The following is a 26,968-nucleotide window of genomic DNA, read 5'->3' as shown; positions in this document are numbered from 1 at the left end:
GTAAGCAGCACCTCGGTGAAGGCGTCGGCTGCGGACGCGCGCACCGGGAGCTTCGGCAGTGGGGTTCCAAGCCAGAGCAAACGCAGGACGGGCGACGAGGCTGGCTGCCGAAGAGTGGCGCTGTCGCAGGCCGCTGAGAGGTTCGCATCACCAGCAGTACGCAGTGCCCCGATTGGTAAGCAGTTGATCCCAGAGGGAAGAAACGGAGGAGCCACGCGCCATCTGGATCGCCCGGGTGGAAGTCTGAGCCCGGGTACCGCAGGACATCGATAGTGAGGTGGTCTCCGGTCAAGCAACCGCGATCCCCGCACCCCGACAGCAACTCGGTCGGGTCGGCGGAAATATGATGCCGGCGCAGTACCAGGGCCGGCAGATGGTGTAGCAGTTCCTTCGGGGCCCTGGTGCCAATGGCACCAGGGCCCCTCCAGCGTGTTCCATAGAGAGGTTCAATGACAGCAGACGACTCGTTCGGCCGTCTCGATGACGACGACTATCCCGCCTACACCATGGGCCGGGCCGCCGAGATGCTCGGCACCACCCCTGGCTTCCTGCGCGCCATCGGCGAAGCCCGCCTCATCACCCCACTCCGATCCGAGGGCGGCCACCGCCGCTACTCCCGCTACCAGCTGCGCATCGCGGCTCGCGCCCGGGAACTCGTCGACCAGGGAACGCCCGTCGAGGCCGCCTGCCGCATCGTCATCCTCGAAGACCAGCTCGAAGAAGCCCAGCGCATCAACGCCGAATACCGCCGTGCCGCCGAATCAGCGAACCCGACGGCCACGGCCTGAGGCGGCTGAGACCTGCAACTGGCCCTAGGGCTTGGCGGTTGCCGCCCATGCATACCGCCCGGGACGCAAAGCGTTCCGGGCAACGTCGTCTTCTATCGCTCCGGGGCTGAGAGCGACCTACGCACGGAGAGTCACTCTCAAAAGGTTCACCGGGCCCCACGCCCGGCTTCCTGGTATGGCGGCTCGCCAACAAGTGGCGCGTCGCGGTCGATCGCGCGGTGGCTCCGCTGGGTCTCACCCACGCGCAATACTCATTGGTCGCGTCGCTGTACGGCATGCAGCCCGCTGGCGAGCGGCTCAGTCGGCGCCGACTCGCCGACCATGCCGGCTTGGAGGCGCTGTACGTCTCGAAGTCGGCGCGCGCCCTGGAGTCGGCCTGCCTGATCGAGCGAACCCGCGATTCCCGCGACCCGCGCGCCGTACCTGGTGCGAAGACTGTCGCCTCGGTGGTGGCCGGCGCGAGGGTGATCTCGTCGTCGGCCCGGGAAGCGGTGTGCAAATGATCACGTCAAGGCCCGGTGGTTCGGTGATCCGCTCCGGGCCGCCGAGAGGCCGTGCTACGGTCTCGGCGTTGCAGTTACGGTACCCATGAACCTGTGTGCGCCTGCCGGGAATGTTTCCCCCTCAGGCGCATTATCTGTTTTCCGGCATCTCCGGATGGGGCCTCTGTCTACAGAAGGAGAAGGTCATGGCACAGGGAACTGTGAAGTGGTTCAACGCCGAGAAGGGCTTCGGCTTCATCGAGCAGGACGGCGGCGGTCCCGACGTCTTCGCTCACTACTCGAACATTGCGACCCAGGGCTTCCGCGAGCTCCAGGAGGGCCAGCGGGTCTCCTTCGACGTCACGCAGGGCCAGAAGGGCCCGCAGGCGGAGAACATTGTCCCTGCCTGATCGCCGGACGTGATTCGCTCACCGGGGCCCGCACCGTCATGGTGCGGGCCCCGGTTTGCGCCGCGGCCTTGTACATCGAAGCCTCACGTGGCACCGGCCGCGTCCTGATCTCCATCAGCGGCAGAACAATGCGGCCCCCAGCTCGACACGGATGGCTGCGTCACTATCCGTGGGTTCTGGTCCATGAAGAAGGATCAGAGCCTGAGTTCGGATGTCAGCAGAGGGTCTACGCGTTTCTGAACGTCGGTGAGTTTCGATGTCACTCGGGGTATGCGACAAGGGCAGTGGTAGATCGTTGGGGAAGCAGTCGGCGCGAAGCGCGGGGGTTTCCGAGCCGCACCTGGCAGCGGGAAGAGCCAGGAGCCTCCTTGACCTGAAGTGCGATTGAGCTTTTAGTTTGTCATCACGTTGATCACTTGACGACAGGAGAACGCGCTCATGATCCTCGTGACCGGAGCCACCGGAAACATAGGAAGTGCACTGCTGAGGGAGTTGCACGCATGTGGTGCGGGACCGCTGAGAGGGCTGACCCGTGACGCCGCACGGGCCACGTTCCCTGAAACAGCCGAGGCCGTTGAGGGTGACTTTGCGGAGCCGGAGTCACTGAAGCCCGCTCTTGACGGGGTGCGTTCCCTGTTCCTCGTATCGCGTCTGGGTTCCGATGCCGACATCATCGAGGCCGCCCGGCTGGCGGGTGTGGAGCACGTGGTGCTGGTGTCGTCCATTACCGTCCAGACGCATCCGCACTTGGGCCCCGCTGGCGAGAACCTGGCGGTCGAGCGGCTGCTCAAGGACAGCGGTATGGCCTGGACCATCCTGCGGCCGACGCAGTTCGCCTCGAACGCTCTGATGTGGGCAGCGTCGATCCGCGACCACGAGACGGTCCGCGCACCGTATGCGGACACCGGGCTGCCCACGATCCACCCCGCGGACATCGCCTCGGTGGCGCGGGTGGCACTGACCGAGCCCGGCCACCAGGGGCGGACGTATGCCCTGACCGGCCCGGAGCTGGTGACCGCCCGGCAGCAGGTCGAGGCCATCGCGGCAGCACTCGGGCGGGATATGCCCTTCGTCGAGATCAGTAGGCAGGAGGCTCACGCTCAGATGGCCGCGGTCTTCGGGGCCGAGGCCGCGGACGCGGTGCTCGATGTCACGGGCGGAGACGTCAATGACGAGCTGCTGACGGTGCGCGACACGGTTTCACGGATCACCGGATCCTCGGCCAGATCGTTCCAGCAGTGGGCTGCGGAGAATGCCGTCGTCTTCCGCTGAGACATCCGGCCCGTCAGAGCCGGTCGTCTGGTGGTTCTCCATGGCCGGTCAGCCTTGTCTTTTAACCCCGTCTGCGTTGCACGGTGCAGACGGAGGTTGAGACGGCGCCATACCGGCTGTCGGTCGTTCGGGGCATGCGGATGTCTCTGTGATGTGGCTCCGCTTCCGGTTATGCGGAGCGGGCGAGTTGTTCGCGCACCCAAGCCGGGTCGGGGTTGGTGTGCGGCTGACCCGCCACGATGACGGTCGGCACAGTCTCGTTGCCGTCGTTGGCCGCCCTCACCGCTGCCGCTCCAGCCGGGTCGCGCCAGATGTCGACCCAGTGCAGCCGGCGGGCGCTGCGGCCCAGCCGGATGCGCAGTCGGAAGCAGTACTTGCAGCCCGGCCGCCAGAAGACGACCGGCCGGCCGTCGGCCGCGCTGCGGCGTTGTGCCTCCAGCGCACCTATCGACCTCGGGAAGATCAGGGGCGAGTTGACGCCTGCGAGCAGCACGAACACCAGCAGGACTGCTGCGGCTGTGCCGGGGGTCCCGCTGAAGACCGGCCCGGCTGCAAGGACTGAGCCGCAGAACACCAGCAGTATCGGCAGGATCCAGGCGCGCATCATGAACACGAAGGCTACCGATGAGCCGAAATGGACCTCTAACTAGGCCACTCACCTGGGTGTTCGCAGGACGTTGAGGCGGACTGCGCCTGCGCCTGCGCATGTGCTCCGACCAAGGTGCACCGATCAAAACGAAGGCCGTGTAGGTGAGCCTGCTGCCTGGTGCCGGTCCCGGGGCAGCGTTCGCGCAAGTGTCACGCTTCCGGGACGACCTATTCGACTGCCTGACCGCGCGCGGGGACGAGCTGTTCGAGCTCGTCGACGCGCTGCTGTGCGCGGACGGGCCGATGGCGGCCCCGGTGGACCTCACGCTGGTGGCCGAGCACCGACGCGGACACGGCGCGATGTACGACGCGCTGAACCACGGGACCGTCTGTTCTGCCATGTCTACGGCCGCATTGGCCGGTCCTCGGACCAGTTCATCCCCGGCTGGCCCTACTCCTTCGTCGCCGCCCTGGAATCGGGCCGGACCTCCTGGTGCCGGCTCCTGGACGCCGTCCGTCTCGGGCCGGAGGACGACGTCGCGGAGGTCACTGCCGCCCAACTCCGCCGAGTGGCCGAGGACCTCATCGGGATGGGCCGCTGGCACGTCGGCGACCGCGACATCCTCATCGTCCTCGACGCCGGCTACGACGCCCCGCGCATGGCCCGTCTCCCGCGCGGACTGCCGGTGGAGGACCTGGGGCGGATGCGCTCGGACCGGGTGATGCGCAAGCCCGTCCCGGTCCCGTGGATCTCACCGCCGCAGGGCGGACGCCCGCCCAAGCACGGCAAAGAGTTCCGCTTCGCGGCACCGGAGATATGGGGCGAGCCGGACGCGGCCACCGTACAGGTCACCGACCGGTACGGCACCGCCCGCGCGATGGCCTGGGACCGCATCCACCCACGGCTGACCACCCGCTCCGCGTGGATCGACCACACCCGCGAACTCCCCGCAATCAAAGGTACGTTGATCCGCCTGCAGGTTGACCACCTGCCCGGCGGTGGCGACCCGCTCCCGGTCTGGCTGTGGTCGTCCGCCACCGGCCTGAGCGGCGAGGCCGTCGACGTGCGCTGGCAGGCGTTCCTGCGACGGTTCGACGTGGAGCACACCTTTCGGCTGATGAAGCAGACCCTGGGCTCCTGCGGCAGGCTGCCGCTGACTTATGGCGCCCCTGGGAGAAGCCTGCCGAGCCCGGCCGGCTCACCCCCGCCCGGGTCCGCCGAGGGTTCAGAAACCTCCGCCTGCACCTCACCTGCCCCGCCCGTGCACCCAAGCCCTCACGCCCCGGGCCCGGATGGCCACTCGGCTCAAAGAACCGGCGGCCCGCCGCCCGCTACGACGTGGGCAAAACCGTGGAACGGCCCGAGAACATCACCGAACGCGACCGACTCAGACCATAAAAAACAAGGTCAGAAGCTATGTCATATCTACTGATCCGTGACGTTCTGTAGCAGCTAGGTAAAGTTCGTTCGCCAGTAGGCGGCCACTAGGAGGACCCGGTCCTCCAGAGGCAGCGACCATGGACGCCCGGGCGAGATCCGCCTGCTGCGTCTCTGCGCACGGTGGTGACCAGCTTGCGGAACGCCAGCGGGCTCAGCCCGGTGAACGGGACTATCCAGGACGTCTCCGACGCCGTGATCACGCCAGCCACGCCGGGATCGTCCCACCGTGACTCCGCCCGGGTTCGCGGCTCTCGGACTTCCTGCCCTGCTCCCCGGTGCCCGGGACGAACTTGGCGCCGCATCAGGCAACTCTCGTCCTGTTGCGACGCGCCGTCTGGATGAGGATCCGGGCGGCACGTGTGCGTCGTGCTGTGCGGGTGGCTGAACGTGTTGTGGGTCCGGGGTCTGCCATCAGCTCGACGCGAGACAGATGTGAGCAAGCGCTGAGTCGACTACCGCAAAGCTGAGCTGGCACCGACGACGAGTCGAGGCTGCAGTTCTCGACTGGACCGCCGATACCGGTTGGTGCAGGCCGCCGGTCGGGCAGCTGCGGGAGCTCGCCCGGCGGCACGGACAAGTCGAACTCAAAGCCGATATCGGCAGCGGTATCCCGGGCCGAGGGCCATCAGATATAGAGGTCAGCGCCGCAACGCGGGCAGTCGACCAGGGTGTTGCGCTTTGTCACGCTGAGGTGGAACGCCCGCGTGCACTTGGGACAGACGCCGGACTTCTTGCCACACGAGACACACCTGAACCAGCCCAAGACGCGACTGCGTCCGCGCGATGCCTGGATGTCTTTGACGGCGTTCGTAAACGCTTTGAAGGGGGTTGCGACCTCGCTTGCGGCGGTGGCGGCGAGCGAGCCTAGGACGCCGGCCACGTCTTGCCTGAGTTTGCCCGAGCAGTGTGGACAGCGTTCCGTTGTCTCCATGTCCCATCCTTGCACCAGCCCGACCCTTATTGACCGTTTCAATATGACACGCGCTGCGGGTGGAGCGACAGCGGATCGAGGTGTCAGCGCCTGAGCTGGCCGCTAAGTTGAACGCTCTAGGTCGGTGTCCACCACGTGCCGAGTCTGGTGGGAGCTGAGGTATCCCCAGATCAGTGACGCCCGGCACTCACCCGTGTTCTTCTGGCGAACTTGAACCGCAGATAGCCTGTCAGCGAGCGGGTAGGACACGGTGAGCGTGCTGCTGCGTCAGGAGTAATGACCAACGGTAGGCGATCTGTTGTGGGCGCGCTCCGGTGCCGATACTGCACGAGGGGGAGCTATGGGGTATGTGGTGGCTGCCGCTCGGGCGGCGGCTGTGGTCGTCGCTACCTGGCTGGCGCTGTTCGTGCTGATGGTGCTGCTGGGATCGCTTCTGCAAGGCCCCAGGCCCCACGGCACCCTCTGGTCCACGGTCGTCATGCTGTGGCTGCTCTCGCTGCTCCTCGGGCCGCTGGTCGCCTGCGTCGCGTTACGCCGGTGGATCGCCGGCGGCCGAGCCGGGAGTCCGGATGAACCGCTTCCTCCTGGACCGTACGCGCGAGCCGAGCAGGACACGCCGCAGTCCGGCGGACATACCTGGCGGACGGACGCGCCGCCTCCTCCGCAGTCCGACGAGCAGAGGAACTTCCAGACCCCGCGTGCCGCAGAGGACCCGGACGCCGAGGCCCGGCGACAGGCCCGTGCGGAAGCCGAGCGGAAGCATGCAGAAGCTGAGCGCGCCCGCGCGCAAGCCGAGCGGGCGCGTAAAGAGGAAGCTCGACGACGAGCGGCGCGCAACCGCCGCCTGCGCGAACGGGGTCGGCGGTACTGACAAGGCGCAGGCCAGTTGAGAAGGGAACCGGCTCGGCCATGGTCGGCCTTGCTGTTCCTTTCAGGATGAGTGGGGCTGCTGGTCGCTCGGCGATCTTGGCCGCAGGCTATCTGGGCGCGTGTTGATCTTGTTCCGGATAGCCTGTGGGAGCGCGTGGCTCCGCTGTTGCCGCCCGCTCCCGCCCGCCCCGGTTCCAAGCACCATCTGATCGTCGACTCTCACGGAACCCCGCTCGCCGTGACGCTCACTGGGGGAAATCGCCATGATGTCACCCAACTCCTGCCGCTGCTGGACGCGGTCCCGCCGATCCGGGGCTTGCGGAGGCGCCCTCGCCATAGGCTCCGGCGCCTGTACGCCGACCGGGGATACGACTTCGACAAGTACCGCCGCCTACTTTGGAAGCGCGGCGTCAAGCCGCTGATTGCCCGACGCGGCGTCGCCCATGGCTCCGGCCTGGGCAAGGTGCGCTGGGTCGTCGAGCGTGCGTTCGCCTGGCTGCACCCGTTCAAGCGGTTCCGCACCCGCTACGAGCGACGCGCCGACCTCCACCAGGGTCTGCTCGTACTTGCCTGCAGCATCATGTGCATCCGCCGACTCCGAACGGCATCTGAAATGATCTTTTAATGCGAGTGTTGCATGCTTCGTGGCCGCCCGTAAGCCCTCAGCCATGACCGCTAGGGTGCCCCATCGCTGGTGAAAGTCACCAGCGCGATGGTCGATCCGCACGCCCGCAAGGCGATCAACGGGATCATGTTCCGGCAGCGGACCGGTATCCCCTGGCGGGATCTGCCGACACGGTTCGGGAACTGGAAGACCTGCCATGACCGGCATCACAGGTGGTCAGCTGACGGCACGTGGGAGAGAGCCCTGCGGGACGTCCAAGCCGATGCCGATGCGGAGGGCCGGATCGACTGGTCCGTGATCAGCGTCGATTCCATATCATGCCGCGCCCATCAGCATGCCGCCGGAGCCCGCCACCGTCCGGTGCGGATACCAGGCCAACGTGGGCGGCCAGCCCACCACCGGCCTGACGAGACGATCGGCCGCTCACGCGGCGGGCTCACCACCAAGATCCACCTGGCGAGCGGCGGCGGTTGCCGGCCGCTGGCCGTCCTGGTCATCCCCGGGCAGCGGGGTGACGCCCGCAGATGATTCCGGTCCTGTACCGCATCCGGGTTCCGCGCCCGGCCAGAGGGCATCCGCGGACTCGCCCAGCGTTTGCCCGGCGCGGGGGACCACGTCTGCGGTGACAAAGCGAACAGTTCTCGCGGCAACCGCTGTTACCCGAGGCGACGACAGATCCGGCACACGACCCCCGAACGCCGGGACCAGCGAGCCAACCGCCAACGCCGTGGAAGCCGCGGCGGTCGCCCCACCGGCTGCGACCGGGCCCGCTATGCCCGCCAGAACGAAGCCGAACGAACCGTCAACGCTCTCAAGGGCTTCCGCGCTGTGGCAACCCGGTACCGGGTTGCCACAGCAGCAGGTGTCCGCCGTGCCCGGCGATCGCAGTCTGCCGTCCGGGGCCGGAGACTTCGTGGAGGCAGTTGAGCAGGGTGTGGCTGACGATGTTGCCGGCGTGCACCGGCAGGCTGGGGGACGGTGGTCATGCCGGCCGCCCCGAATCGGTGGGGAGCAGGTAGTTGGGCCCGTCGGCGTAGTACTTGTTGATGTCCACGGCCCCCGAGCGGTCCTTGCTGAACAGCGTTCCGGCGGTGACCATCGCTTTGATCGGCAGCCGGGGCGCCTTGAGCACCCGGGCGCGCAGCACCGCGGCCGGTCCTGCGGGAAGCCGGTCGACGGCTTCGGTGAGCCGGTCCCGGAGGAGCCCCAGCCAGGTGTCCAACGGGGCCCGGCCGCGTTCGGCCAGTTCGAAGGCAAGGGCAGCCGCACACAGATGGACGGGCACGGTCGTGAACAGATCGGCCAGCGGGCCGTCGTCGGTGACGAGGACTCGGGGGTCGGTGAAGCCCAGCAGACCGGCGGCTGCCGCCCCGCCGATCCGTGCGGCAAGGCGCGCAGGGTGCACGCGTGGCCCGTCGTTGTCTTTGAGCAGCAGCCGCATCCGGGGGAGGCCGCCGTGGCTGTCGAGGACGATCGAGGTGTTCTGCTGGTGCGATTCCAGCGCGATGCCATAGGAGAAGAGGGTGGTGTGCCAGTCCAGCAGCAGCCGGAGGTAGGCGTCGAGCAGCGCGACCGCCGAGCCCCCGTAATGGCATTCGGCGAGGACGTCGACGACGGGACGGCCGTCGGGGCAGGTGGCCAGCAGGGCGGCGACCGGCACCACACGGGCGTCGTCGAGGCCGGACGGGTAGCGGCGGACCAGCGCGGCGAGCAGTTCGTGGCCCGCGCCGAGGTGGGTGCGTTCATCGGTGAGCAGCACGGCGTCGGCGAAGCAGGGCTCTCGAGCGGCGATCTCCGCCACCAGTCGCTGCCCGCACTCGCCGTTGGGCAGGACACCCGGTTTGATGGTGCGCCGGTTGAGTAGTCCCAAGGTGGACGTGGCCAGGGGGAGTTTGATGTGGACGCCGGGGTCGTCGACAACGGCGACGGTCCGCATGGACAGCGTGGGGACCACGGCCGGCCACGTCGTCTCGGCCAGCCGCGCGCTGCCGCCGAGACCGGCGGCGGTGACGGCTTTGGCGAGGGGGCCCTCGGCGGTGAGCGGGTGAACGGGCAGCGCCAGGTACCCGTCGCCGGACCGGGCCAGGCCGAGGGAGGCAGGCGTCGGCCACCAGCGCGGCAGCCGGGCCCGCCGTCCGAGGGCCAGCGCGTCACGTGGCAGAACGAGCCAGCGCAGGCCGAATGCGGGCCGGAATTCCGGTGCGTATGAGAGGAGTTGGCGCTCGTCGAGACCGTTGCGCACTCGACCGGTGGGGTAGACCGGGTGGTCCCGGAAGGCGGCCAGCGCCTCGAATGCGAGGGAACCCCGCACCCCCGTCCACTCCTCCACGGGCCCGTGCTCCTCGGCCAGCCTCTCGACCACGCGCGACCGCTCCCGCCGCTGCAACCGGACCATGGCCACAGCCTGGTCGCATTCGGCGCGGAAGGCGTCGAAACCCGGCAGATCCCGCTCGGCCACGCCCTCGCGCAGCCGGTCCAGTACGGCACCGAGGCCGGGGACCGGGCGAACCCGGATCTCGCACTGGAAGCCGTCGGGACGTATGGGAATGTCCACCTTGGGAAGGACGAGCCAGTCGCCGTCGGGCCGTCGCTCGACGACCGCCCCGGGGCGCAGGTCATACGGGTCTTCCCGCAGCAGGGCGCCGAGGGCCCGGGTGAGGATTTCGTCCTCCTCCGCCGTCACGCGATCTCCCAGCGATGGGCGGCGAGGAACGCTGCCACGACACGTCCGATCCGGTCCTGGTCGGGTCCGGTGGCCCGCATGACGCCGAGGTGGTCGCGGTCGGAGTGGTGAAGGGGGTGATCCTCGCCGATCTTGCGCTGCGGCCGGTAGATCAGCCGCACCCCGTCCCGGTCCCACTCCGCGGGCCCCGGTGCGGACGTGAGGGCTCCGGCGCGCTCGGCATGCACGGTCTCGATACGGAGCGTCCGTCCCGCTCTCCGTGTGCCGAGGTCGGCCGGGAGCAGGTGGCCGAGGTGGGTGCCGAGGATGTGCTCGAACAAGGGGATGCCGAGCGCCTCGGCGAGACCGAGGTCGGCCTGGTCGCCGGCGGAGCGGTAGTTCACTTCGATCACGCGGACCCGCTCGCCCTGGACCACGAACTCGGTGTGGCAGGCGCCGAACCCGACACCGAGGGCCTCGAGCCGTGCGACGACCTGCTCCACGTGCGTCCGGGGCGGCGCAGGCAGCAGATCGGCGCGCCGCAGGACGAAGTGCGGTGGCACGACATCCACTTCATGGAAGGAACCGAGGATGTGCAGGACGCGTCCGTCCCCCAGGGTCTCCAGGGTGTGCAACGGCCCCGGCAGGTAATCCTCGACGACCAAGGGCAGGCCGGGCCGCCGGGACCACACGTCCCGGCAGTGGCGGAGCAGTTCCGCCCGGTCCTCGACCAGCTCGGCGTCCTCACTGGCCACCCCTTCGCGGGGTTTGACCACACAAGGGAAGGGCGGCCGGACATCCTCCGCGTCCCCGGTCCGGGCCAACTCCGCGCTCCATACGATCTCCAGCCCCGCCTCGGCGAGGGCCCGCCGCATCTGCGCCTTGTTCTTGGTGAGCAGCGCGGCCCGCCAGCCCTTGCCCGGCAGGCCGAACCAGTCGGCAGCGAGCGCCGCTTGCACCTGGAGGTGGTCACTGTTGGTGAACACGGCCTCCGGTCGGCGGTCGAGCGCCGCGATGCGGGCGATCACCTCGCGGAAGTCGCGTACCTCGCAGGGGACGATGTCGATCCGGGGCCACGCGTCCCCGTCGCGACCCTCGTAGGCCTGTCGGTGCGCTTCGGGTGCGTCGGTGAGCAGCGTGACGTCAAGCCCCAGCCGGTCGGCGGCCGGGAGGTAGCCCTCGGTGACGGAGTCGGTTGGGGGCAGCGCCAGCAAATACAGCACGAGGGAACTGTAGAACTGGCATCGGTTATGTCAACCCCACTGCGGAGTCATGTAGTTGGCCTGCCGCACGCCGCGCCGCCCGGTCCGTTCGCCCCGTAACCTCCGCCGCATCTCACCGTTAGGCGAACGGTATGAGGAGCAGATCATTCAGCTCCGGAACCCGCCTTTCAAGGAGACCCATGTCCGTACGGTCCTGGTTCGGCACCGCGGTCCTCGCCGCCGCGACGGTCCTGTCCTGCACGCAAGCCGCCTCGGCCCACGGGGAGCACGGCTCCCACGAACCGCATACGACGCGCCTCTTCGCCGAGAACGCGAACGCCAACCTCTTCCCGCCCTCCATCGGCGCGAGGGCCTTTCTGTACGACGCCGAGACCGGCAAGCCGCTCAGGGGTAAGCGTGTGGATTTCACGACCCCCGACGGCAGCGAGATCTGCCGTGCCATCACCGGTGCCGAGGGCGAAGCCGCGTGCATCGGACCCCTCCGCCTGGGTACGGCGAGCGCCGGCGCTCTGACCAACGGCTACGTCGCCACCTTCCGGGGCGACGAGCAGTACGGGGCGTCGCACGCGTTCGGCACAATGGGCCTACTGGCCCGCCCCTGAGACGCCTGCCTGCCTTCCCGCCTTCCGGGAGGGAGGGCGCCCTCTTCCGACGAGGGGCCTACGACGTCCCCCACTTGCGGAAACAACTGTGGGGCAAGCGGGTTGGCGGCCGCATCGCCCGTAAAGGCGTTGACTCCAGTGAACGGTTGGGGCGGCACCGTTTGGTGATCACCGGACATCAGGCCGGCGCGGAGTATCCTCTCTACCGCTCCGACTGCGACCACCTCAGTGTCGTCCCGACTGCCAGGGCCGACGAGCATCGCATCGAACGTGCCGTGGCCGCCTTCCTCGCCATCCGGCATTGGGAGATCACATGACCTCACCCTGACGTATGTCTGGTCCGATCCACCGGCGATGACAAGGGACCGAAAGACTGGAAGGAGCCCGCTGATGGACACACCGGTTGCGGTCGTGGGGCCCTCCGCGTGGCAGGGTGCGACGCTGGAAGAACGGGACTGGCTGGTCCCGTTACACCCTCCGCTGCTCGCCCGGGCGCCCGGGAGTGCCACCGGCGACGCGCCCTCAGGCCGGGACAGTGCCGATCCCGTGGCCCGGGCCGCGCAGTGCCTGAGCCACGGTCCCGGGCTGGCCGTGGTGCGCGGCCTCGGCCTTGACACGTTGACCGATGAAGAGTGCGTCGAGGCGTGCCGGCGGTTCATGGCACCGCTGGGCGACGTGCGCCCTGTGAACCCGGACCACCCGGGCGACAACCTGGTGACGGCTGCGGCCCCCACCCCCGCACCCCCGGCACGTCCGCACCGCCCCGACAGAGGGCTCGCCCTGCACACCGACCGGGCGAAATTCCCCGGACCTCCACGGCTGCTGGGCATGCTGTGCATCCGCCCGGCGCGCCACGGCGGCGAATCGGTGCTGGTGAGCGGCCACGCCGTACACAACGTACTGCTCAGGTCCCGACCGGCTGTCCTGCCTGACCTCTACCAGGACTTCCACTTCGGCCGCGGGCCGGACTTCGAACACATCTACCCCGTCTTCCGGCGCAGCGCCGGCCGCCTCCACGTGCAGTACAACCGATACTGGATCACCCGCGGCCAGCAAGAGCACGGAATCCCGCTGTCCACCGCTCAGGTTTCCGCTCTGGACGCCTTCGACGAGGTCTTGGCGGACCCTCGCATGGCCCTGCGCGTGCGGCTCCGCCGCGGTGACCTGCTGCTGGTGGACAACATGGCCATCCTGCACGGCAGGACTTCATTCACCGACCCACCCCCACTGCACGCCGGCCGCTGCCTGGTGCGGGTGTGGGCCGACTGATCCGTTCTTCAACCTGCAGTGTCGAATGCGTCTGGAACCAGGCCGATTCACCTGGACGCTCGTTTCGTCGAACGTTGAGGCGGCCTCTGCCTGCGGCGGCCAAGTCGACGGCGTGGAGTTTCACGCGAACAGGGGTGCGTGCAATATCTGATCGAAGACGCCCCGGCCCTGATCCTAGCGGTGGTTTGTTGACGGCGGGTCAGGGTGGCGGTAGGCCGGTAGCAGAGGAACGTCGCCTCGCCGTCCGGAGGCTGTGGTGACCCGTCGTGTGCCGTGTCCGCCTGCTCCGGGGCCGCGGAGGCCGCTGGCACAGCGGCTGCAGTTCTTCCTGTCGGAGTCGGCCTGGGGCCACGAGCGAGTCAACGACCGGCGGGTTGAGCTGCTGCCCGCGGAACAGGAACCGGCCCCGCCCGCGGGCAGCTCAGAGAGAGGGGGGAACCTCATCCGCTACTGCCCGGTCTGACAAACCACCGCTAGGAGCACTGCCAGGTCAGCATCGCCCGGTCGAAACGGCGCGTCGCAAGGTCCTCCGGGCGTATGAGCCAGTACAGGACGCCGCAGTCACCCCACCTCATGCCCGCGCCGCGATCGCTGTCGAACTGGGCGAGCAGCGTCCAGTTGCGGGCCTCTTCGTTGATGCGGGGGTCGTCCCAGGAGACGTCCGCGCCCAGTACCGCGTGGGCGACCTCGCACTCGACCGTGTCCTGCACGGGGCTGGCGTGGCCGCCGACGCGGTGTTCGGGGCCGCAGGAGTACGCCGACACGGTCTCCCGGAACTCGTCGTCCCAGACGGGGTGGTCGTCGTCCATGGTGCCGAATGCCTCGTGGACGATCGGATGCCAGAAGTGCGGCACGGTTGTCTCGGCGCGGGCGGTCAGCGGTACTTCGCCGTACGGCTCCAGTCCCTCCGGCGTCAGGCGCTCGGTCGTGGGCACGCCTGCGGGGACGTATACGACGCATGCGCCCGCCCACGTGTCGGGGTTGTCGGGCCACACGACGGCCTCGCCGTCGTCCGCCTGCCCGTCGAAGTAGAAGAACGACAGGGTGCCGTCCGCCGGGAAGTCCAGGTCCAGTATCTGCGGCAGGGCGGCGCAGTCGAACGACGCGATGAAGGACAGCGGGCCGTGCCCCTCCCAGACGGGCCACTGCCGGTACTCCGGCAGCCTCGGGAGGCCGCCGAGTCGGCCCACGACCCGTTCGGCCCCGTCTGCCTTCGCCAGGCGCAGACCAGGCCGCAGCAGGCCGATCCACCGCTCGGCCACATCGGCCGGCAGAAACTCGCGGGCAAGGTCGTGCAGCTCGTCGGCCGGCTCGGTGGGTGCGATCTGTGTCATGCCGTTGATAATGACGGATGCCACTGACAATGGGCCTTGACGACAACCGAGTAACTACAGCTCAGAGACTTGGCTGGAGCGGTAGCCGGAACGCCTCCGTCCTTGTACGGGAACGCGTACCAGTCTCGGTGGACAGCGGCTACGCACCGGCGAATGACACTCATGGCATGCCGCCGAGGCTGACGGACACTCCCGCCCGACGGACCGCCAGGCCGGGCACACCCCGCGCCCCGTCGGCGCGCGTCCAGGGGCCTGAGAGGCTGGGCTGAGCGGGCGGTGTCAGGTGGTGAAGGTCTGGTGGCCGAGGACGCGGAGGAATTCCAGGCGTTCGGCGGCGTCGGTGCCGGGCTGGGGCCGGTACAAGAAGAGGCGGTTGCCGGTGCTGGGGCTCAGGACGACATCGCATTGCAGGTCGAGGCGGCCGACGTGCGGGTGGAGGAGGGTCTTGCGGGCGGAGCGGACGGTGGCGACCTCGCCCAGCTCCCAGATCTCGGAGAACTCCTCGCTGCGCTCGAGCAGGTCGTTGACGAGTTGCTCGCCTGCCGGGTGGGGGCCGTGGCGGAAGACGGCCGCGCGCAGGTCGGCGACGATGACACGGCCGAGTACCTCGTGATCCTCCTGCGGGTAGAGCCGGCGGCCTTGGGGGTGGGTGAACCAGAGCCAGGCGCCGTTGCCCTCCCGGCCCGGACGGTTGGCCAGCGGTCCCAGCAGGGCGACGGCCGCGGTGTTCTGCACGATCACCGTTCCGAGCTCGTCGACGATCTGCGCGGGGGTCTCGGTGAGGGCGTCGACGATGTGCATCAGCCCGGGGTCGGCGTAGCCGTCGGCGGAGCGGTGTTGCGGGGGCTGGTAGCCGGCGACGGCGTAGAGGTGGTCGCGTTCGTCGGTGGACAGGCGCAGGGCGCGGGCGAGGGAGCCGGTCAGGGCTTCGGAGGGGTTGACTCCGCGGGCTTGTTCGAGGCGTTCGTAGTAGTCGGTGGAGATGTTCGCCAGCATGGCCACTTCCTCGCGGCGCAGGCCGGGGGTGCGGCGCCGTCCGCCGGGGACGAGGCCGACGTCGGCGGGGCGCAGGGCCTCGCGGCGGGCGCGCAGGAAGCGGCCCAGCTCTCGGCGGTCGGTCATGATCGGTGCTCCCTGGCGGTACGGCGGGCGCTGCGGGCGGTCGGGGCGGGACCGGCTCGCAAGCGCTGACATGACCAGCTTCGTACGTCCGCACCCGGTTATCCACGCACTGCCGGACCGACGATAAACGCACCGTGGATACCTCCTCGTGCCCGCAGCAGGCTGGGAGACAGCCGCCGGGAGACTTCCCCCCGTGCCGGTGTTTTCGCACGTAGACGGTGCTTTGCAGCCGTCGAGCACTGCTGAGGAGCTTCATCCCATGGCCAAGTGGACCAGCGCCCGCATCCCCGACCAGAAGGGCCGCACGGCTGTCGTGACCGGGGCCAACAGCGGCCTGGGTTTCCAGACGGCCCGCGAGCTGGCCCGCCACGGCGCCCACGTCGTGATGACCGCCCGTGACCGTACCCGCGGCACCGCCGCTGTGGACCGGCTCCTGGCCGAGCAGCCGGGGGCGAGCGTCGAGCTGCGCCTGCTGGATCTGTCCGACCTGGACTCGGTGGCCGCCTTCGCACAGAAGATCCTCGACGACGGCCTGCCGGTGGACGTCCTGGTGAACAACGCGGGCGTCATGTGGCCCCCGCACCGGCTCACGCGGCAGGGCTACGAGCTGCAGTTCGCCACCAACCACCTCGGCCATTTCGCGCTCACCGGCCTGCTGCTGGGCCGGCTGGAGAAGTCCGCCGCCCAGGGCCGCGACGCCCGCGTGGTGACGGTCAGCTCCGTCGAGCACCGCGGCGGCACCGTCTTCTTCGACGACCTGCACGGCGAACGCGACTACGCCCTGCGCGCCTACTACTCCCAGTCCAAGCTCGCCAACACCCTGTTCGGCCTGGAACTCGACCGGCGGCTGCGCGCGGCCGGATCGACGGTGGCCAGCGTCCTGGCCCATCCGGGCTACGCCGGCACCAACCTGCAGTCCAGCGGCCCGACCGGCTTCCTGCGGTTCTTCTTCTCCAAGATCGCCAATCCGCTGATGGCCCAGCTCGTCGAGAAGGGCGCCTGGAACCAGCTCTACGCGGCCACCGCACCCGGGATGAAGGGCGGCCGGTTCATCGGCCCGGACGGCTTCGGCGAGTACCGGGGCCACCCCACCGTCGTCCAGCCCGACAAGGCCGCCCAGGAGCTGGACGTCGCCCGACGCCTGTGGTCGGTCTCCGAGCAGCTCACCCAGGTCCACTACCCCTTCCACTGACCGCCGCCCGCCGCCATCGCGTCCATCGACGAAGACATGAAGACATAAGAAAGGCACCACGGATGACCATGCACAAGCGCCTCCTCGGCCGCCAGGGCCTGACCACCTCCGCCCTGGGGCTGGGCACGATGGGGATGACGATGTTCTACGGCCCCAGCAACCGCGACGAGAACCTCGCCACCATCCGCCGCGCCTACGACCTTGGGGTGACGCTGTTCGACACCGCCGAGGTCTACGGTGGCGGCACCGGTTCGAACGAGCGGCTGCTCGGTGAGGCCGTCAAGGGCTTCCGCGACGAGGTGGTGCTGGCCACCAAGTTCGGCTACGACCTCGCCAACCCCGGCGGTCTCAACAGCCGGCCGGACAACATCCGCAAGGTCGCCGACAACAGCCTGCGCTACCTCGGCACCGATCACATCGACGTCTTCTACCAGCACCGCGTCGACCCGGGCGTGCCGATCGAGGAGGTCGCCGGGACGGTGAAGGAGCTGATCGAGGCGGGCAAGGTCCGCTACTTCGGTCTGTCCGAGGCCGGCCCCGAGACCATCCGCCGCGCCCACGCCGTACAGCCGGTCTCGGTCCTGCAGACCGAGTACTCCGTCTTCGAACGGCACGTCGAGGACTCCGTCCTGCCGGTCGTGCGCGAGCTCGGGATCGGGTTCGTGCCCTACTCCCCGCTGGGACGCGGCTTCCTCACCGGAGCGATGAAGCCGGCCGACCAGTACACCGCGGACGACTGGCGTCGCCTCGACCCGCGCTGGCAGGGCGAGAACTTCGACGCCAACGTCGAAGCCGTCGCCGCCCTCACCGAGCCGGCCGCGTCCAAGGGCATCACCACTGCCCAGCTCGCCCTTGCCTGGCTGCTCGCGCAGGGGGATGACATCGTCCCCATCCCCGGCACGCGCAGCCCCGAGCGCCTGGCGGAGAACGTCGGCGCCACCGGCGTCACGCTCACCGGCCAAGACCTCGCCCGGATCAAGGAGATCCTGCCGAACGGCGCCTTCGGCGACCGCTATGCGGCCCCCTTCATGCCCAAGGGCTGACACCGACCCGACCGGCCTGGCCGACGAGGGGCTCTTCCGCTTCGAGCCGGCGGGCGGTGTCGTGGATGAGGGTGCGGAACCAGCGGTGGCCGGTGTCGTGGGTGTGGACGGGATGCCACCACAGGGCCTCGTTGACCGGCCCGGCGTCGAAGGGGCAGGGGAGCACGCGCAGGGACGGCGGGAAGGGTACGGCCCTGGTCAGGCGTCGCTGGATGACGGCGACGCGGTCGGTGCCGGCCACGTACAGGGGCAGGGCCAGGAAGCTGTCGGTGACGGCTTCGGGCTTCAGCTGGAGGCCGCTTTCGGCGAGGCGGTGCAGCATGAAGCGGGAGTCGCGCGGCTCGAACTGCCCCAGCACCCACCGCAGTTCACCGATGTCGTCCGCACCGGGTGCGGCGCGGGTGAGGGGGTGGTGCTGGTCGGCGATGACGACCCATTCGTCGGCGAAGAGCGCCAGGCTCGGCAGTCCGCTCACGCCGCTGTCCCGGGGCGCGATCAGCCCGTCCGCCGCGGAGGCGCCGGCTTCACCGTGCATGGCTTCGGGGGTGCCGAACTGGCGGAACCGCAGCCGGGCGTGCGGTGCCCGCTCCTGGAAGGCGGTCAGGAGCCGGGGGCCGAGGACGGCCATGGCGTAGTCGGAGACGTGGAGGGTGAACTCCCGCTCGGTGGTGGCGGGGGCGAAGTGGGATTTGGTGGCGAAGAGCCGGTCGGAGAGCTGTAGGACGCTGCCGGTCTGTTCCTGCAGCTGCTGCCCGAGAGGGGTGAGCCGGTAGCGGTTGCCCTCGCGTACGAGCAGGTCGTCACCGAAGTGCCGGCGCAGGCGCGCGAGCATCGCGCTGGCCGCCGGCTGGCTGACCCCGATCCGCTCGGCCGCGCGGCTGACGTGCCGCTCCTCGAGCAGGGCCTGCAGGGCGACGAGCAGGTTCAGATCAGGACGGGCCACACCCTCAAAGCTATCAGCTGCACTGATAGACGCATATGGATCATTGATTTCCGTTATGGCTTGTCCGGCAGAAGACTCGAGGGCATGAACCAGCACGAACCGAGCCTCGCGCTCACCAATGCCTTGCTGATCGACGGCACCGGCGGGCCCGTGATCGTCGGCGCGACCGTCGTCGTCTCCGGCGGCCGGATCGCCGCCGCCGGGACCGACGTACCGGTCCCTGACCGGGCGACGGTGGTCGACCTGGCGGGCAAGGCGGTTCTTCCGGGGCTGATCGACGCCCATGTGCACCTGGGAGGTCTGGGGTTCCGCAGCTCGCCGCCGTTCGGCGGCCGGGCCGTCACCGACGACTACGCCGCGGCCCGCGAGGGGGCCTTTCGGTACGGGGTCACCACCCAGCGCAGCCTGGGCGACTTCCTCCACGACAGCATCGCCGTGCGGGACGGCTTCGAGAACGGCACGCTCACCGGGGCCCGCATCCTGACCAGCGGGCCGAGCTTCCAGGTCGAGGGGGGCCACCCCAACGCCACCGTCTGGGGCAGCGACCCGGCGGCCGTACGGGAAGGCGCCCGCATGCCGAAGACGGCCGAGGAGGCCGCCCGGATGGTCGACGAGCTCGCCGCCGCGGGTGTCGACCTCGTCAAGATCATCATCTCGAACAACGCGATCTTCGGCCCGGCCCGTCCCGAGCTGAAGATGCCCTGGCGCCTCACCGAGGCCATCGCCGGTGCCGCCCACGCCCACGGCCTGCGGGTCGCCGCCCACACCGAGACCGTCGAGGACGCCAGGGCGGCGGTCGAGCGCGGTGTCGACGACATCGAGCACCTGGTGCTGCGCGCGGAGGAACCGCAGGACGAGGCGGCCGCCGAGGAGCTGTTCGCCCTCATGGCGGACCGCGGCACCTACCTGGTGCCCACGATGGTGGCGCACCAGTTCGGGGCGACCGTCGACGGGGACGCCCGCACCCTGCGCTACGGCAACCACCTGGTCCACCGCGCCTACGAGGCGGGCGTGCGGATCGGAGTCGGCTCGGACGCGCACTCCCCGGGACTGCATGGCTGGAAGCTGCGCGACGAGCTGGTGATGATGGTCCACGACCAGGGCATCGCGGCCCCCGCAGCCCTGTCCATGGCGACGAGGACCAATGCGGAGCTGCTCGGTATCGCCGACCGCCTCGGTACCGTCGAGCCGGGCAAGCTCGCCGACCTGCTGATCGTCTCCGGCAACCCGGCCCAGGACATCACCGCCCTCGGCCGAGTCCACCAGGTGATCCACAGCGGCCGGGTCGTCTTCGAGGGCGAGGGGGTGTGAGGTGACGAAGATCGACGTCCATCACCACTTCCTGCCCGACTTCTACCGCTCGGCGTTGCGCAACGGGCAGGCCATCAAGCTCCCTCTGTCTCCGTGGACGATCGGGCGGCAGCCGCATGGGACACCCGGGTCACCGTCCTGATCCCGGAGTCGGCGCCCGAGCAGTTGTGGCAGCGGTGTTGCAGCCCCAGCGTGGGGCGGTCGCCGCCCACGCGGTGTGTCGGGCCACGGGTGTGGTGGTGTGCCCGCCGCGGTTCCGGCCGGCGCGGTGGACGGCCGGTCAGCCGACGTGGACGCGGGGGCGGTGGTCGCGGTCCGGTTCGGCCTCGCGCAGGATCTCGCGGGTGACCGGAGCGACCTCGCCCTGGCCGAAGAGGAAGAAGCGGACGAAGTTGGTGAAGGGGTTGCCCTCGGTCCACTCGAAGAAGACGTGGGGGCGGGTGCCGGTGAGGTCGCGGGCGTGGAGGAGGAAGGCCGCGAGGGCGTTGGGTACGGAGGAGCTCTCCATCGTGAGGACGCGGTAGCGGCCGTGCATGATCTCGCCGCGTACGGTCAGGCCGGCCTCGAACTCGGAGGGGTCGGTGACCGTGACCTCGACGAAGACGAAGTCCTCGGTGGTGGGGATGTCGTTGTCGGCGCGGATCTGTTCGATCTTCTCGCGGTATTCGGCGGCGTCGCGCTCGTCGGGTTCGTTGGCTATGAAGCGCGGCGTGCGCTGTGAGATGTCGCGTATGAACCGTTCAGCCTTCTTATCGAGTTCCACATGCGTGACGCGGAGTTCGAAGGCGCGGCCGAGGCGGGAGAGGAGGGAGACGAGGAGGATGCCGGCGGTGAAGCAGGCACCGATCTTCACGCCGTCCGGGCGCTCGATCACGTTGAGGACGGTGGTGTAGAGGAAGACGGCCGAGATGACGCCGAAGGCGATGGTCCAGCCGCGCTGGCCGGCCTTGCGGGCGGCGATGGTGACGGCGATGGCGGCGGAGCAGATGAGGACGAGGACACCGGTGGCGTAGGCACCGCCCTGGGCGTCGACGTCGGCGTCGAAGATCCAGGTGACGAGGAAGGCGACGAGGGTGAAGACGATCACCATGGGGCGCACGGCGCGGGCCCAGTGCGGGGCCATGCCGTACTTGGGCAGATAGCGCGGCATCAGGTTGAGCAGACCGGCCATGGCGGAGGCACCCGCGAACCACAGGATGAGGATGGTCGAGACGTCGTAGACCGTGCCGAAGGCGTTGCCCAGGTACTCGTGCGCCAGGTAGGCGAGCGCGCGGCCGCTGGCATTGCCGCCGGACTCGAACTCCTTGTGCGGGATGAGCACGGTGGTGATGAAGCTGGTCAGGATCAGGAAGACGCTCATGATGACCGCGGCGGTCGTGAGCAGCTTCTTGGTGTCGCGAATCCGCCCGGCGGGCCGGTCCTCGGTGTCGTCCGGGGCGCCCTTGACATGCGGCATCACGGCCACGCCGGTCTCGAAGCCGGACAGGCCGAGCGCCAGCTTCGGGAAGACGATCAGTGCGACACCGATCATGACGAAGACGTTGCCGTGCTCGGTGGTGAGGGCGGCGGTCCAGTCGGTGACGACGTGGCCTTCGGTGAGGACGTGCCACAGGCCGGTGACCACGACCACCGCGTTGAGCGCGAGGTAGACCGTGACCAGGACGACGGCGACGCCGATCGCCTCCATGAAGCCCTTGAGGAACACCGCGCCGAGCAGCGCGATGAGGATCATGGTGATCAGCACCTGCTTGTTGTGCAGGACCCCTTCCAGATTGGGGTTCTCCACCAGGTGGGTGGAGGCGTCCGCGGCCGACAGCGTGATCGTGATCAGGAAGTCGGTCGCGGCGAAGCCCAGCAGCGTGAGGACGAACAGCTTGCCCTTCCAGAAGGACAGCAGCCGGGACAGCATCGCGATCGAACCCTCGCCGTGCGGGCTCTCCTCGGCCACCCGCCGGTAGACGGGCAGCGCGCCGGCCAGCGTCACGATCACGAGCACGACCGTCGCGACAGGGGAGAGCAGCCCGGCGGCCAGGGCGGCGATGCCCGGCTGGTAGCCGAGGGTCGAGAAATAGTCGACACCGGTCAGGCACATCACCCGGTACCAGGGCTGGCCCTCGTGCTCGGGCGTCGGCGCGGCCTGCGAAGGACGGCCCTTGCCCATGTCGGAGAGACCCTCCAGCATCCACCCCCGCAGACGACTCGTGTGCGTGTCGGTCGGCGTGGCCATGTGGTGCTCCTGGGATGCTGCCGTGGGGGTCGAAATTCGGCCATCATGCGGACGGCCGAGCCAGCGTAAGCAATGGATTCCTCGCCTACCCGGGGCAGGGCGTCAGGAAAGCGTCAAGATTCGCGGATGGGTCGTAGCCAGGCCGGTCTCGGACGCCGTATCGGTGGTCGTGGACCCGGCATCGAGCAGGCGACCTCCGTGGGGGCTCGGTCGCTGATGCTCGCTGCCTGACGCAGTGGGTAAACGCTCAACACCGTGGGCCCGGTGTTTCAGGTTTCTGGTGGTGACGAGTCGCTGCTGGCCTCCTGCTACCGGGAGTCCTTGCGCGCCGCGGACGAGATGGGCGCGTGGACGGTGGCGTTCCCGGCGATCTCGACGGGTGTCTACCGGTGGCCGATGGAGGACGTGGCCCGTATTGCGGTCGAGACGGTGAGACAAGCGGAGACGAGCATCGAGGAGGTCCGCTTTGTCCTCTTCGACGGGCGTACGAGGCGTTCACCGCAGAGGTGAGCTGACCTGCCCGCCCGTTGAGAGCATCTGCTCGGCCCGAGCCCCCGACAGAGCCGCTGGGAGGCCGCCGTGCCGTCAGGCTGCGGCATCTCAGCGGCTTTGCCGTTCGGGGAGATCGATGAGCATTTTTACGAGGGGCTCCTCCAGTAACGGACGGTCATGCCGGTGGCCTGTATTTCCGCAGGTCAGTGGTGGTGAACGGAGTATCTGGTCTCGGCGCTCTCCGGCGGTCGGCAGCGGTCTGTGGCGGCACTGATGCTGACTTTGGCGACGGTGTGTCAGTCCAGATGATGGCTACTCAGCGTGATGACCCCAGGGTGCTGAGGTCGGCGCGCTGAGGGAGGCGATGGCCAGAGGCGATCGCCTCGTCGAGGAGGGCGTTGAAGCGGCGTGCTTCGGTGCGGCCGAGGTAGCCGCGGTCGGCGAGGACGTCAGCCCAGTCGCGGATGCCCACCGTGTCGTCGATGGTGCGCTTGTCGCGGACGACGAGGGCAACAGGTCTGGGCCGCGGACCGCGCGGCGTTGTCCGTCCCGGCGCCCGGTCGGCTCCCCGGCCGCCGGGACGGGGGCCACGGGCCATCCTTGCAAGTGGTGTCCGGGTTGGCCGGGGGCGCTGAGTCACGCCTCGGTGGTGGTCATTGTGAGGACCACCAGGTCGACGAGGTGACGGCGGTGAAGCCCAGCGACTCGTACAGGGGCCGTCCGAGCCGTGAGGCAGTGAGTGTCACCGGAAGGTTCGACATGGGCGCGAGCGAGCCGAGCATGACGGCCCGCCCGGCGCCGCGGGAGCGGTGCGCCGACGGCGTGCCGACCCAGTAGTGGCTGCCGAACCCGTCGTGGACGACGGTGACACCGGCTCCGACCGCCTCGCCGTCCAGGACGGCGAGAAAGACGCCTACGCCTGGCTGCTCGGTCAGCGTCGTGGGGAACATCTCGCCGGGACGGTAGGGGGTGAATCTGGTCAGCTCGAAGCCGTCGATCAGGATCTCCTCGGCAGTCTGCAGCTCGTGCGTCCGCCGGACTCGGATCACCTCCATCGCGGGGGCGGGGACAGGACCGGGCGGGCGCACCATGATCGGCATCTGCCAGTTGCGCATGCCCAGGTGACTCAGGTCGGTGGAATCGAACGGATCCTCAGCATCCACCGGTCCGGTCGACCGGACCGCCAGCTCGGTCAGCTCGGCGAGCTCGTGCGCGTCGGGGTCGGGTTCCTGCAGCAAGAAGCGTGTCCCGGCGCGCTCGCCGCCGAGCACGGCGAGGAAGCTGCGGCGGCGGATCACCTCGTGGCCGCGGGAGTTTCCGATTGCGGTCCAGAACGCGGCGGAGTTGCGGGCCTGGCGTATCGCCGCGTCGTCGAAGGCCGCGGGGCGATCCGGATGGTCCTGCCGGCTTCGATCCTCGACAGGGTCGGGGGTGGTCTGCCAAGTGTTGGCCACGGGTGGCTCCTGTTCAGTGACTGTGCGGTGATCCAGGCGAAGAAGCAGGCGGGGCCCAAGCAGAAGTCGGCTCGGGCCTTCGTCATGCCTCCAACCTGACGACGTAATGTCTCTGACAGCCGGGCCGATCTCAACCGAGATTGCTGAGCCATTCGCCTTCTGCGGTCTCGCCCGAGCTTGCATGACGCTGTCGTACTCGCGCGATCCGTTCTGCTCCTTCACCGCCGGCCAGGGCCTGCAGACCTGCTTTCGACCGCCACCGGCGGGCGCGCCCACATCGGCGGGGTGACGATGACGATCGCCTACGACCACGCCAGGACCGTCGTGGGCTGCCATGTGGCCCTGGGGGCAGCGATGGCCAATGCAGTTGCTTTTGATCTTCCCGGGCCGTTGACCGATGCGTGAAGGTGTGGAGCGCCGGGCAACGGGTGCGGATCGGGATCTTGACGAAGGTGTTCACCCAGAGCTGGTCGACGTGGCGATGGTCAAGCACGGCCGGGCCGAGCAGCGGCGCCGTCTGCTTCCGGCTCGGCTGGTCGCCTACTTCGTGCTCGCGCTTGCCTGTTCGCCCAGGAGTCGTATGAGAAGGTCATGTGCGTGCCGACCAACGGCGTTCCGGGTAGCGGCGTTCTGGCCCGGGTCAACCGATCGTCGTTGTCCCGGGCCAGGGCGCGGCTCGGCGAGGGCGTGCTGGAGACCTTGTTCCGGCAGGTCGCTGGGCCGCTGGCTGGACCGGACAGGCCTGGAGCATGGTGGCGTGGGCTAGGGCTGCTCGCCCTGGACGGCACCCAGTTCGACCTTCCCGACTCGGCGAGCAACGGCGACACCTGCGACGGCCCTAGGGCGCATATCGAGTCGTGATCAATAGACGGATTCGTCCCCGTGGCGAAGTGTGATCCCGTAGATCGTCTGGCATCACGCGAGTTCAGCTATCGGTTGTGGATTGGAAGTTAATCGAGCCGTACCTTCTGGGAGAATGGTCCGACTCATAGCGATGATCAAGCATGCAGGTCACCGCCCTTCCGCCAGTGCATGTCCACTCTGTGCCATGGGCTGTGGCAGGGCGTCCGGGGCAGGTTCGCATGCGGCCCGTTCTCCGAATTCCGACTGACGCCGACCCGATAGTGCGACAGGATGTCCGCTTGCCGTACTGGCGAGCGAAAGGCAGTCCGCATGCCGCGCCGCGCACCGCAGCCGACTCCCGGACCGACCGACCCGCTCACCGCCGAACTGGTGGTGGACGTTGCCGCCGCCGTGGCACCGGCCATCTCGCCGGACGGCCGCCTGGTCGCCCACGGAGTGGTCGCGAACGGCGGAAGGGGCGGGCGTCCGCACGGGTCCGTCTGGGTCACCGCCGCCGACGGCAGCACATCCCCGCGCAGGCTGACCGACGGCACGGCCCGCGACCTCGGCCCGAAGTGGGCGCCTGACTCGGCCTCTCTCTTCTTCACCTCCGACCGCGAGGAGCAGGGCACCGCCCAACTCCAGCGGATCCGTCTGGATGGCAGCGAGGACATCGCCAAGGCCGAGGCCTTGACCAGGTGGCGCGGCGGAATCTCCGACCACTGCCCGCTCCCCGACGGCCGCACCGTCGCCCTGCTCGCCAAGGACGAACCCGCCACCGAGGACAAACGCCGGGAAGCCGAGCGCGACGACGCCAAGGCAGTACCCGGCGGCCGAGCTCATCGCGCTATATCTCGAATGCTGGGAGATCGGGCCGGCCTTCGATGAGATCAAGAACCACCTCGGCCCCGGCGGGCCGATCCAATCCCGGACGCCGGAAGGCGTCCGGCAAGAGCTGTGGGCCTACCTCGCCGTCCACCACGCGATCCGCCGGTTCGCCCACGACGCAGCCCTCGCCGACCCCGCCGTGGATACGGACCGCGTCTCCTGCCTGAAGTGTGTCCGAATCATCCGCCGAAGCGTTCCCTCCCAGCTCGGAGCCACCACGGCCAGGCTCACCCGCTCCCTTGCCGAGGCCGGTCAAGAGGCACGAAGCCGCCTGCTCCCGACCCGCCGTAACCGAAACTGCCCACGCGCGGTCAAGAAACCCAACCGGTGGCCCTTGCTGCGGACTCGCGCCGGACGGGACACGGTCGAGCCCGGCCGCTGGGTCCTCAACCAGACCAATAAGCAGAAGAGTAGTCGCCGAGCCGGAAGACCCATGCTGAAGGCGACCCTGCCCTCGTCACCGCCCTAAGCGGGATGGACATGCTGCGACGGCAGCGTCACCGGCCCAGGTGCCTGGATTGCCGTGTCATACGACTTACCCGACGATCCGCTGCTGTTCCGGCAGGCCTCGCAGGGGCTTTGCTTTCCGACCCGCAGGAGGACTTCGTGACCACCGAGCAGACGCTCCTCGCCCTGATCGCTGTCGTGGGTTTGCTCGCCGCCATCATGGCCGGCGCCGTGGCGTACATCCGCCCACAGTTCGGCCCGGCCTTGATGGTCGCGGCGACCATCGGCATCGGCGTGGTGATGTTCCTTCGCCCCGCGTGATTGCGGCGCAACCAGAGCGAGGTCGACGAGCACCAAGAGCTCGTCGACCTCACAGAGACCCAAGCGGTGAGACACAGCTCTATGTCAGACCGGCCGTCATAAAGCAACTGCATTGGGCAGCGATGGCACCGAAGGCCGGCTGACTCCGTCTTCAGGGGACGACTGCGTCGCTTGGATCCCCGGTCCGC

The 26,968-nt window shown here is 69.0% G+C and carries 22 protein-coding genes and 8 pseudogenes; 19 read left to right on the top strand and 11 right to left on the bottom strand.

Translation table 11 applies throughout. The features are described 5' to 3' along the window. The first annotated feature begins 449 nt into the window (after positions 1-449). From RM609_RS04295 to RM609_RS04280, 4 genes and pseudogenes are all read left to right on the top strand, one after another. Positions 450-788, top strand: coding sequence for a MerR family transcriptional regulator (locus RM609_RS04295; RefSeq protein WP_311608035.1), 339 nt, complete (start codon positions 450-452; stop codon positions 786-788). 170 nt (positions 789-958) lie between these two features. Further along, positions 959-1,225 (top strand): annotated as a pseudogene (locus RM609_RS04290) (MarR family transcriptional regulator); the annotation flags it as partial. Positions 1,226-1,476: 251 nt separating this feature from the next. Beyond that, positions 1,477-1,680 (top strand): cold-shock protein, encoded by a 204-nt coding sequence (locus RM609_RS04285; protein WP_030069301.1) that lies wholly within the window; start codon positions 1,477-1,479, stop codon positions 1,678-1,680. Positions 1,681-2,118: 438 nt separating this feature from the next. Continuing rightward, complete coding sequence (locus RM609_RS04280) at positions 2,119-2,952, top strand: NAD(P)H-binding protein (protein ID WP_311608033.1); 834 nt, start codon at positions 2,119-2,121, stop codon at positions 2,950-2,952. A 169-nt stretch (positions 2,953-3,121) separates the two neighbouring features. Here the strand turns inward: RM609_RS04280 and RM609_RS04275 are convergent, their stop codons facing one another. After that, entirely contained in the window at positions 3,122-3,559 is a 438-nt protein-coding gene (locus RM609_RS04275) for a glutaredoxin domain-containing protein (protein ID WP_311608030.1), read from the bottom strand. A gap of 143 nt (positions 3,560-3,702) precedes the next feature. On the opposite strand from RM609_RS04275, the pseudogene RM609_RS04270 reads away from it, so the two are divergent. Beyond that, positions 3,703-4,973: pseudogene (locus RM609_RS04270) on the top strand (transposase). 23 nt (positions 4,974-4,996) lie between these two features. On the opposite strand, the pseudogene RM609_RS04265 reads toward RM609_RS04270, so the two are convergent. Together RM609_RS04265 and RM609_RS04260 are read right to left on the bottom strand one after the other, a co-directional pair. Beyond that, a pseudogene (locus tag RM609_RS04265) lies at positions 4,997-5,190 on the bottom strand (IS5/IS1182 family transposase); the annotation flags it as partial. Between the two features lie 416 nt (positions 5,191-5,606). After that, positions 5,607-5,912 carry a hypothetical protein gene (locus tag RM609_RS04260; protein ID WP_311608028.1) on the bottom strand — a complete coding sequence of 102 codons (306 nt, stop codon included), beginning with the start codon at positions 5,910-5,912 and terminating at the stop codon, positions 5,607-5,609. 340 nt (positions 5,913-6,252) lie between these two features. Here RM609_RS04260 and RM609_RS04255 point away from each other — a divergent pair, with 340 nt between their 5' ends. The 3 genes and pseudogenes from RM609_RS04255 to RM609_RS04245 all read left to right on the top strand — a co-directional run. After that, a complete protein-coding gene (locus tag RM609_RS04255; RefSeq protein ID WP_311608027.1) occupies positions 6,253-6,783 on the top strand; it encodes a hypothetical protein in 531 nt (176 codons plus the stop codon). A 180-nt stretch (positions 6,784-6,963) separates the two neighbouring features. After that, a pseudogene (locus RM609_RS04250) lies at positions 6,964-7,407 on the top strand (IS5 family transposase); the annotation flags it as partial. 105 nt (positions 7,408-7,512) lie between these two features. Beyond that, positions 7,513-8,250, top strand: a pseudogene (locus RM609_RS04245) (IS5 family transposase); the annotation flags it as partial. 139 nt (positions 8,251-8,389) lie between these two features. On the opposite strand, the gene RM609_RS04240 reads toward RM609_RS04245, so the two are convergent. Further along, positions 8,390-10,090 (bottom strand): IucA/IucC family protein, encoded by a 1,701-nt coding sequence (locus RM609_RS04240; RefSeq protein ID WP_311608025.1) that lies wholly within the window; start codon positions 10,088-10,090, stop codon positions 8,390-8,392. Beyond that, positions 10,087-11,292 carry an ATP-grasp domain-containing protein gene (locus RM609_RS04235; protein ID WP_311608023.1) on the bottom strand — a complete coding sequence of 402 codons (1,206 nt, stop codon included), beginning with the start codon at positions 11,290-11,292 and terminating at the stop codon, positions 10,087-10,089. The genes RM609_RS04240 and RM609_RS04235 overlap by 4 nt, the downstream gene beginning before the upstream one ends. Positions 11,293-11,471: 179 nt before the next feature. Between RM609_RS04235 and RM609_RS04230 the strand changes: the two genes are divergently transcribed. The 3 genes and pseudogenes from RM609_RS04230 to RM609_RS04220 all read left to right on the top strand — a co-directional run bounded on the left by RM609_RS04230 (position 11,472) and on the right by RM609_RS04220 (position 13,163). After that, positions 11,472-11,894 carry a hypothetical protein gene (locus tag RM609_RS04230; protein ID WP_311608021.1) on the top strand — a complete coding sequence of 141 codons (423 nt, stop codon included), beginning with the start codon at positions 11,472-11,474 and terminating at the stop codon, positions 11,892-11,894. Positions 11,895-11,950: 56 nt separating this feature from the next. Then, positions 11,951-12,064, top strand: a pseudogene (locus RM609_RS04225) (IS5/IS1182 family transposase); the annotation flags it as partial. Positions 12,065-12,284: 220 nt separating this feature from the next. Beyond that, positions 12,285-13,163 carry a TauD/TfdA family dioxygenase gene (locus RM609_RS04220; protein ID WP_311608019.1) on the top strand — a complete coding sequence of 293 codons (879 nt, stop codon included), beginning with the start codon at positions 12,285-12,287 and terminating at the stop codon, positions 13,161-13,163. 473 nt (positions 13,164-13,636) lie between these two features. Here the strand turns inward: RM609_RS04220 and RM609_RS04215 are convergent, their stop codons facing one another. Both RM609_RS04215 and RM609_RS04210 read right to left on the bottom strand, forming a co-directional pair. Then, positions 13,637-14,497 carry a YwqG family protein gene (locus RM609_RS04215; protein WP_311608018.1) on the bottom strand — a complete coding sequence of 287 codons (861 nt, stop codon included), beginning with the start codon at positions 14,495-14,497 and terminating at the stop codon, positions 13,637-13,639. 279 nt (positions 14,498-14,776) lie between these two features. Beyond that, positions 14,777-15,619 carry a helix-turn-helix transcriptional regulator gene (locus tag RM609_RS04210; RefSeq protein WP_311608017.1) on the bottom strand — a complete coding sequence of 281 codons (843 nt, stop codon included), beginning with the start codon at positions 15,617-15,619 and terminating at the stop codon, positions 14,777-14,779. A 259-nt stretch (positions 15,620-15,878) separates the two neighbouring features. Here RM609_RS04210 and RM609_RS04205 point away from each other — a divergent pair, with 259 nt between their 5' ends. Both RM609_RS04205 and RM609_RS04200 read left to right on the top strand, forming a co-directional pair. Continuing rightward, complete coding sequence (locus RM609_RS04205; RefSeq protein WP_311608016.1) at positions 15,879-16,811, top strand: oxidoreductase; 933 nt, start codon at positions 15,879-15,881, stop codon at positions 16,809-16,811. 68 nt (positions 16,812-16,879) lie between these two features. Further along, positions 16,880-17,854 carry an aldo/keto reductase gene (locus RM609_RS04200; protein ID WP_311608502.1) on the top strand — a complete coding sequence of 325 codons (975 nt, stop codon included), beginning with the start codon at positions 16,880-16,882 and terminating at the stop codon, positions 17,852-17,854. Here RM609_RS04200 and RM609_RS04195 read toward each other — a convergent pair. Further along, positions 17,838-18,797: a LysR family transcriptional regulator gene (locus RM609_RS04195; protein WP_311608015.1), complete on the bottom strand. Its 960-nt coding sequence runs from the start codon at positions 18,795-18,797 to the stop codon at positions 17,838-17,840. The genes RM609_RS04200 and RM609_RS04195 overlap by 17 nt on opposite strands. A gap of 84 nt (positions 18,798-18,881) precedes the next feature. Between RM609_RS04195 and RM609_RS04190 the strand changes: the two genes are divergently transcribed. Both RM609_RS04190 and RM609_RS04185 read left to right on the top strand, forming a co-directional pair. Continuing rightward, positions 18,882-20,108 (top strand): amidohydrolase family protein, encoded by a 1,227-nt coding sequence (locus RM609_RS04190; protein ID WP_311608014.1) that lies wholly within the window; start codon positions 18,882-18,884, stop codon positions 20,106-20,108. Position 20,109: 1 nt separating this feature from the next. After that, positions 20,110-20,250 (top strand): hypothetical protein, encoded by a 141-nt coding sequence (locus RM609_RS04185; protein WP_311608012.1) that lies wholly within the window; start codon positions 20,110-20,112, stop codon positions 20,248-20,250. 138 nt (positions 20,251-20,388) lie between these two features. Here RM609_RS04185 and RM609_RS04180 read toward each other — a convergent pair whose 3' ends face one another. Beyond that, complete coding sequence (locus RM609_RS04180; RefSeq protein WP_311608011.1) at positions 20,389-22,335, bottom strand: APC family permease; 1,947 nt, start codon at positions 22,333-22,335, stop codon at positions 20,389-20,391. A 246-nt stretch (positions 22,336-22,581) separates the two neighbouring features. Here RM609_RS04180 and RM609_RS04175 point away from each other — a divergent pair. Next, positions 22,582-22,845, top strand: a pseudogene (locus tag RM609_RS04175) (macro domain-containing protein); the annotation flags it as partial. A 298-nt stretch (positions 22,846-23,143) separates the two neighbouring features. Here RM609_RS04175 and RM609_RS04170 read toward each other — a convergent pair. Both RM609_RS04170 and RM609_RS04165 read right to left on the bottom strand, forming a co-directional pair. After that, positions 23,144-23,425: a hypothetical protein gene (locus RM609_RS04170; RefSeq protein WP_311608009.1), complete on the bottom strand. Its 282-nt coding sequence runs from the start codon at positions 23,423-23,425 to the stop codon at positions 23,144-23,146. A 55-nt stretch (positions 23,426-23,480) separates the two neighbouring features. After that, positions 23,481-24,503, bottom strand: a complete 1,023-nt coding sequence (locus RM609_RS04165) for a GNAT family N-acetyltransferase (RefSeq protein ID WP_311608007.1) — start codon at positions 24,501-24,503, stop codon at positions 23,481-23,483. Between the two features lie 175 nt (positions 24,504-24,678). Between RM609_RS04165 and RM609_RS34440 the strand changes: the two are divergent. The 3 genes and pseudogenes from RM609_RS34440 (at position 24,679) to RM609_RS04155 (ending at position 26,780) form a co-directional block, all read left to right on the top strand. Next, positions 24,679-25,142, top strand: a pseudogene (locus RM609_RS34440) (transposase domain-containing protein). Positions 25,143-25,454: 312 nt separating this feature from the next. Then, entirely contained in the window at positions 25,455-26,012 is a 558-nt protein-coding gene (locus RM609_RS04160) for a TolB family protein (protein ID WP_311608005.1), read from the top strand. A gap of 606 nt (positions 26,013-26,618) precedes the next feature. Next, complete coding sequence (locus RM609_RS04155) at positions 26,619-26,780, top strand: hypothetical protein (RefSeq protein WP_311608004.1); 162 nt, start codon at positions 26,619-26,621, stop codon at positions 26,778-26,780. Positions 26,781-26,968: the final 188 nt, after the last annotated feature.

This window comes from Streptomyces hesseae, from assembly GCF_031845785.1.
Lineage (GTDB): Bacteria > Actinomycetota > Actinomycetes > Streptomycetales > Streptomycetaceae > Streptomyces > Streptomyces hesseae.
The sequence above is the reverse complement of the archived record's forward strand: the minus strand, read 5'-3'. Positions and strand labels throughout refer to the sequence as shown.

Coding starts and splice junctions, on each gene's coding strand:
- RM609_RS04230 (WP_311608021.1), top strand. CDS start 11,472: ATGTCCGTACGGTCCTGGTTCGGCACCGCGGTCCTCGCCGCCGCGACG.
- RM609_RS04205 (WP_311608016.1), top strand. CDS start 15,879: ATGGCCAAGTGGACCAGCGCCCGCATCCCCGACCAGAAGGGCCGCACG.
- RM609_RS04180 (WP_311608011.1), bottom strand. CDS start 22,335: ATGGCCACGCCGACCGACACGCACACGAGTCGTCTGCGGGGGTGGATG.
- RM609_RS04255 (WP_311608027.1), top strand. CDS start 6,253: ATGGGGTATGTGGTGGCTGCCGCTCGGGCGGCGGCTGTGGTCGTCGCT.
- RM609_RS04280 (WP_311608033.1), top strand. CDS start 2,119: ATGATCCTCGTGACCGGAGCCACCGGAAACATAGGAAGTGCACTGCTG.
- RM609_RS04285 (WP_030069301.1), top strand. CDS start 1,477: ATGGCACAGGGAACTGTGAAGTGGTTCAACGCCGAGAAGGGCTTCGGC.
- RM609_RS04275 (WP_311608030.1), bottom strand. CDS start 3,559: ATGATGCGCGCCTGGATCCTGCCGATACTGCTGGTGTTCTGCGGCTCA.
- RM609_RS04170 (WP_311608009.1), bottom strand. CDS start 23,425: ATGGCCCGTGGCCCCCGTCCCGGCGGCCGGGGAGCCGACCGGGCGCCG.
- RM609_RS04190 (WP_311608014.1), top strand. CDS start 18,882: ATGAACCAGCACGAACCGAGCCTCGCGCTCACCAATGCCTTGCTGATC.
- RM609_RS04220 (WP_311608019.1), top strand. CDS start 12,285: ATGGACACACCGGTTGCGGTCGTGGGGCCCTCCGCGTGGCAGGGTGCG.
- RM609_RS04200 (WP_311608502.1), top strand. CDS start 16,880: ATGCACAAGCGCCTCCTCGGCCGCCAGGGCCTGACCACCTCCGCCCTG.
- RM609_RS04215 (WP_311608018.1), bottom strand. CDS start 14,497: ATGACACAGATCGCACCCACCGAGCCGGCCGACGAGCTGCACGACCTT.
- RM609_RS04210 (WP_311608017.1), bottom strand. CDS start 15,619: ATGACCGACCGCCGAGAGCTGGGCCGCTTCCTGCGCGCCCGCCGCGAG.
- RM609_RS04160 (WP_311608005.1), top strand. CDS start 25,455: ATGCCGCGCCGCGCACCGCAGCCGACTCCCGGACCGACCGACCCGCTC.
- RM609_RS04295 (WP_311608035.1), top strand. CDS start 450: ATGACAGCAGACGACTCGTTCGGCCGTCTCGATGACGACGACTATCCC.
- RM609_RS04260 (WP_311608028.1), bottom strand. CDS start 5,912: ATGGAGACAACGGAACGCTGTCCACACTGCTCGGGCAAACTCAGGCAA.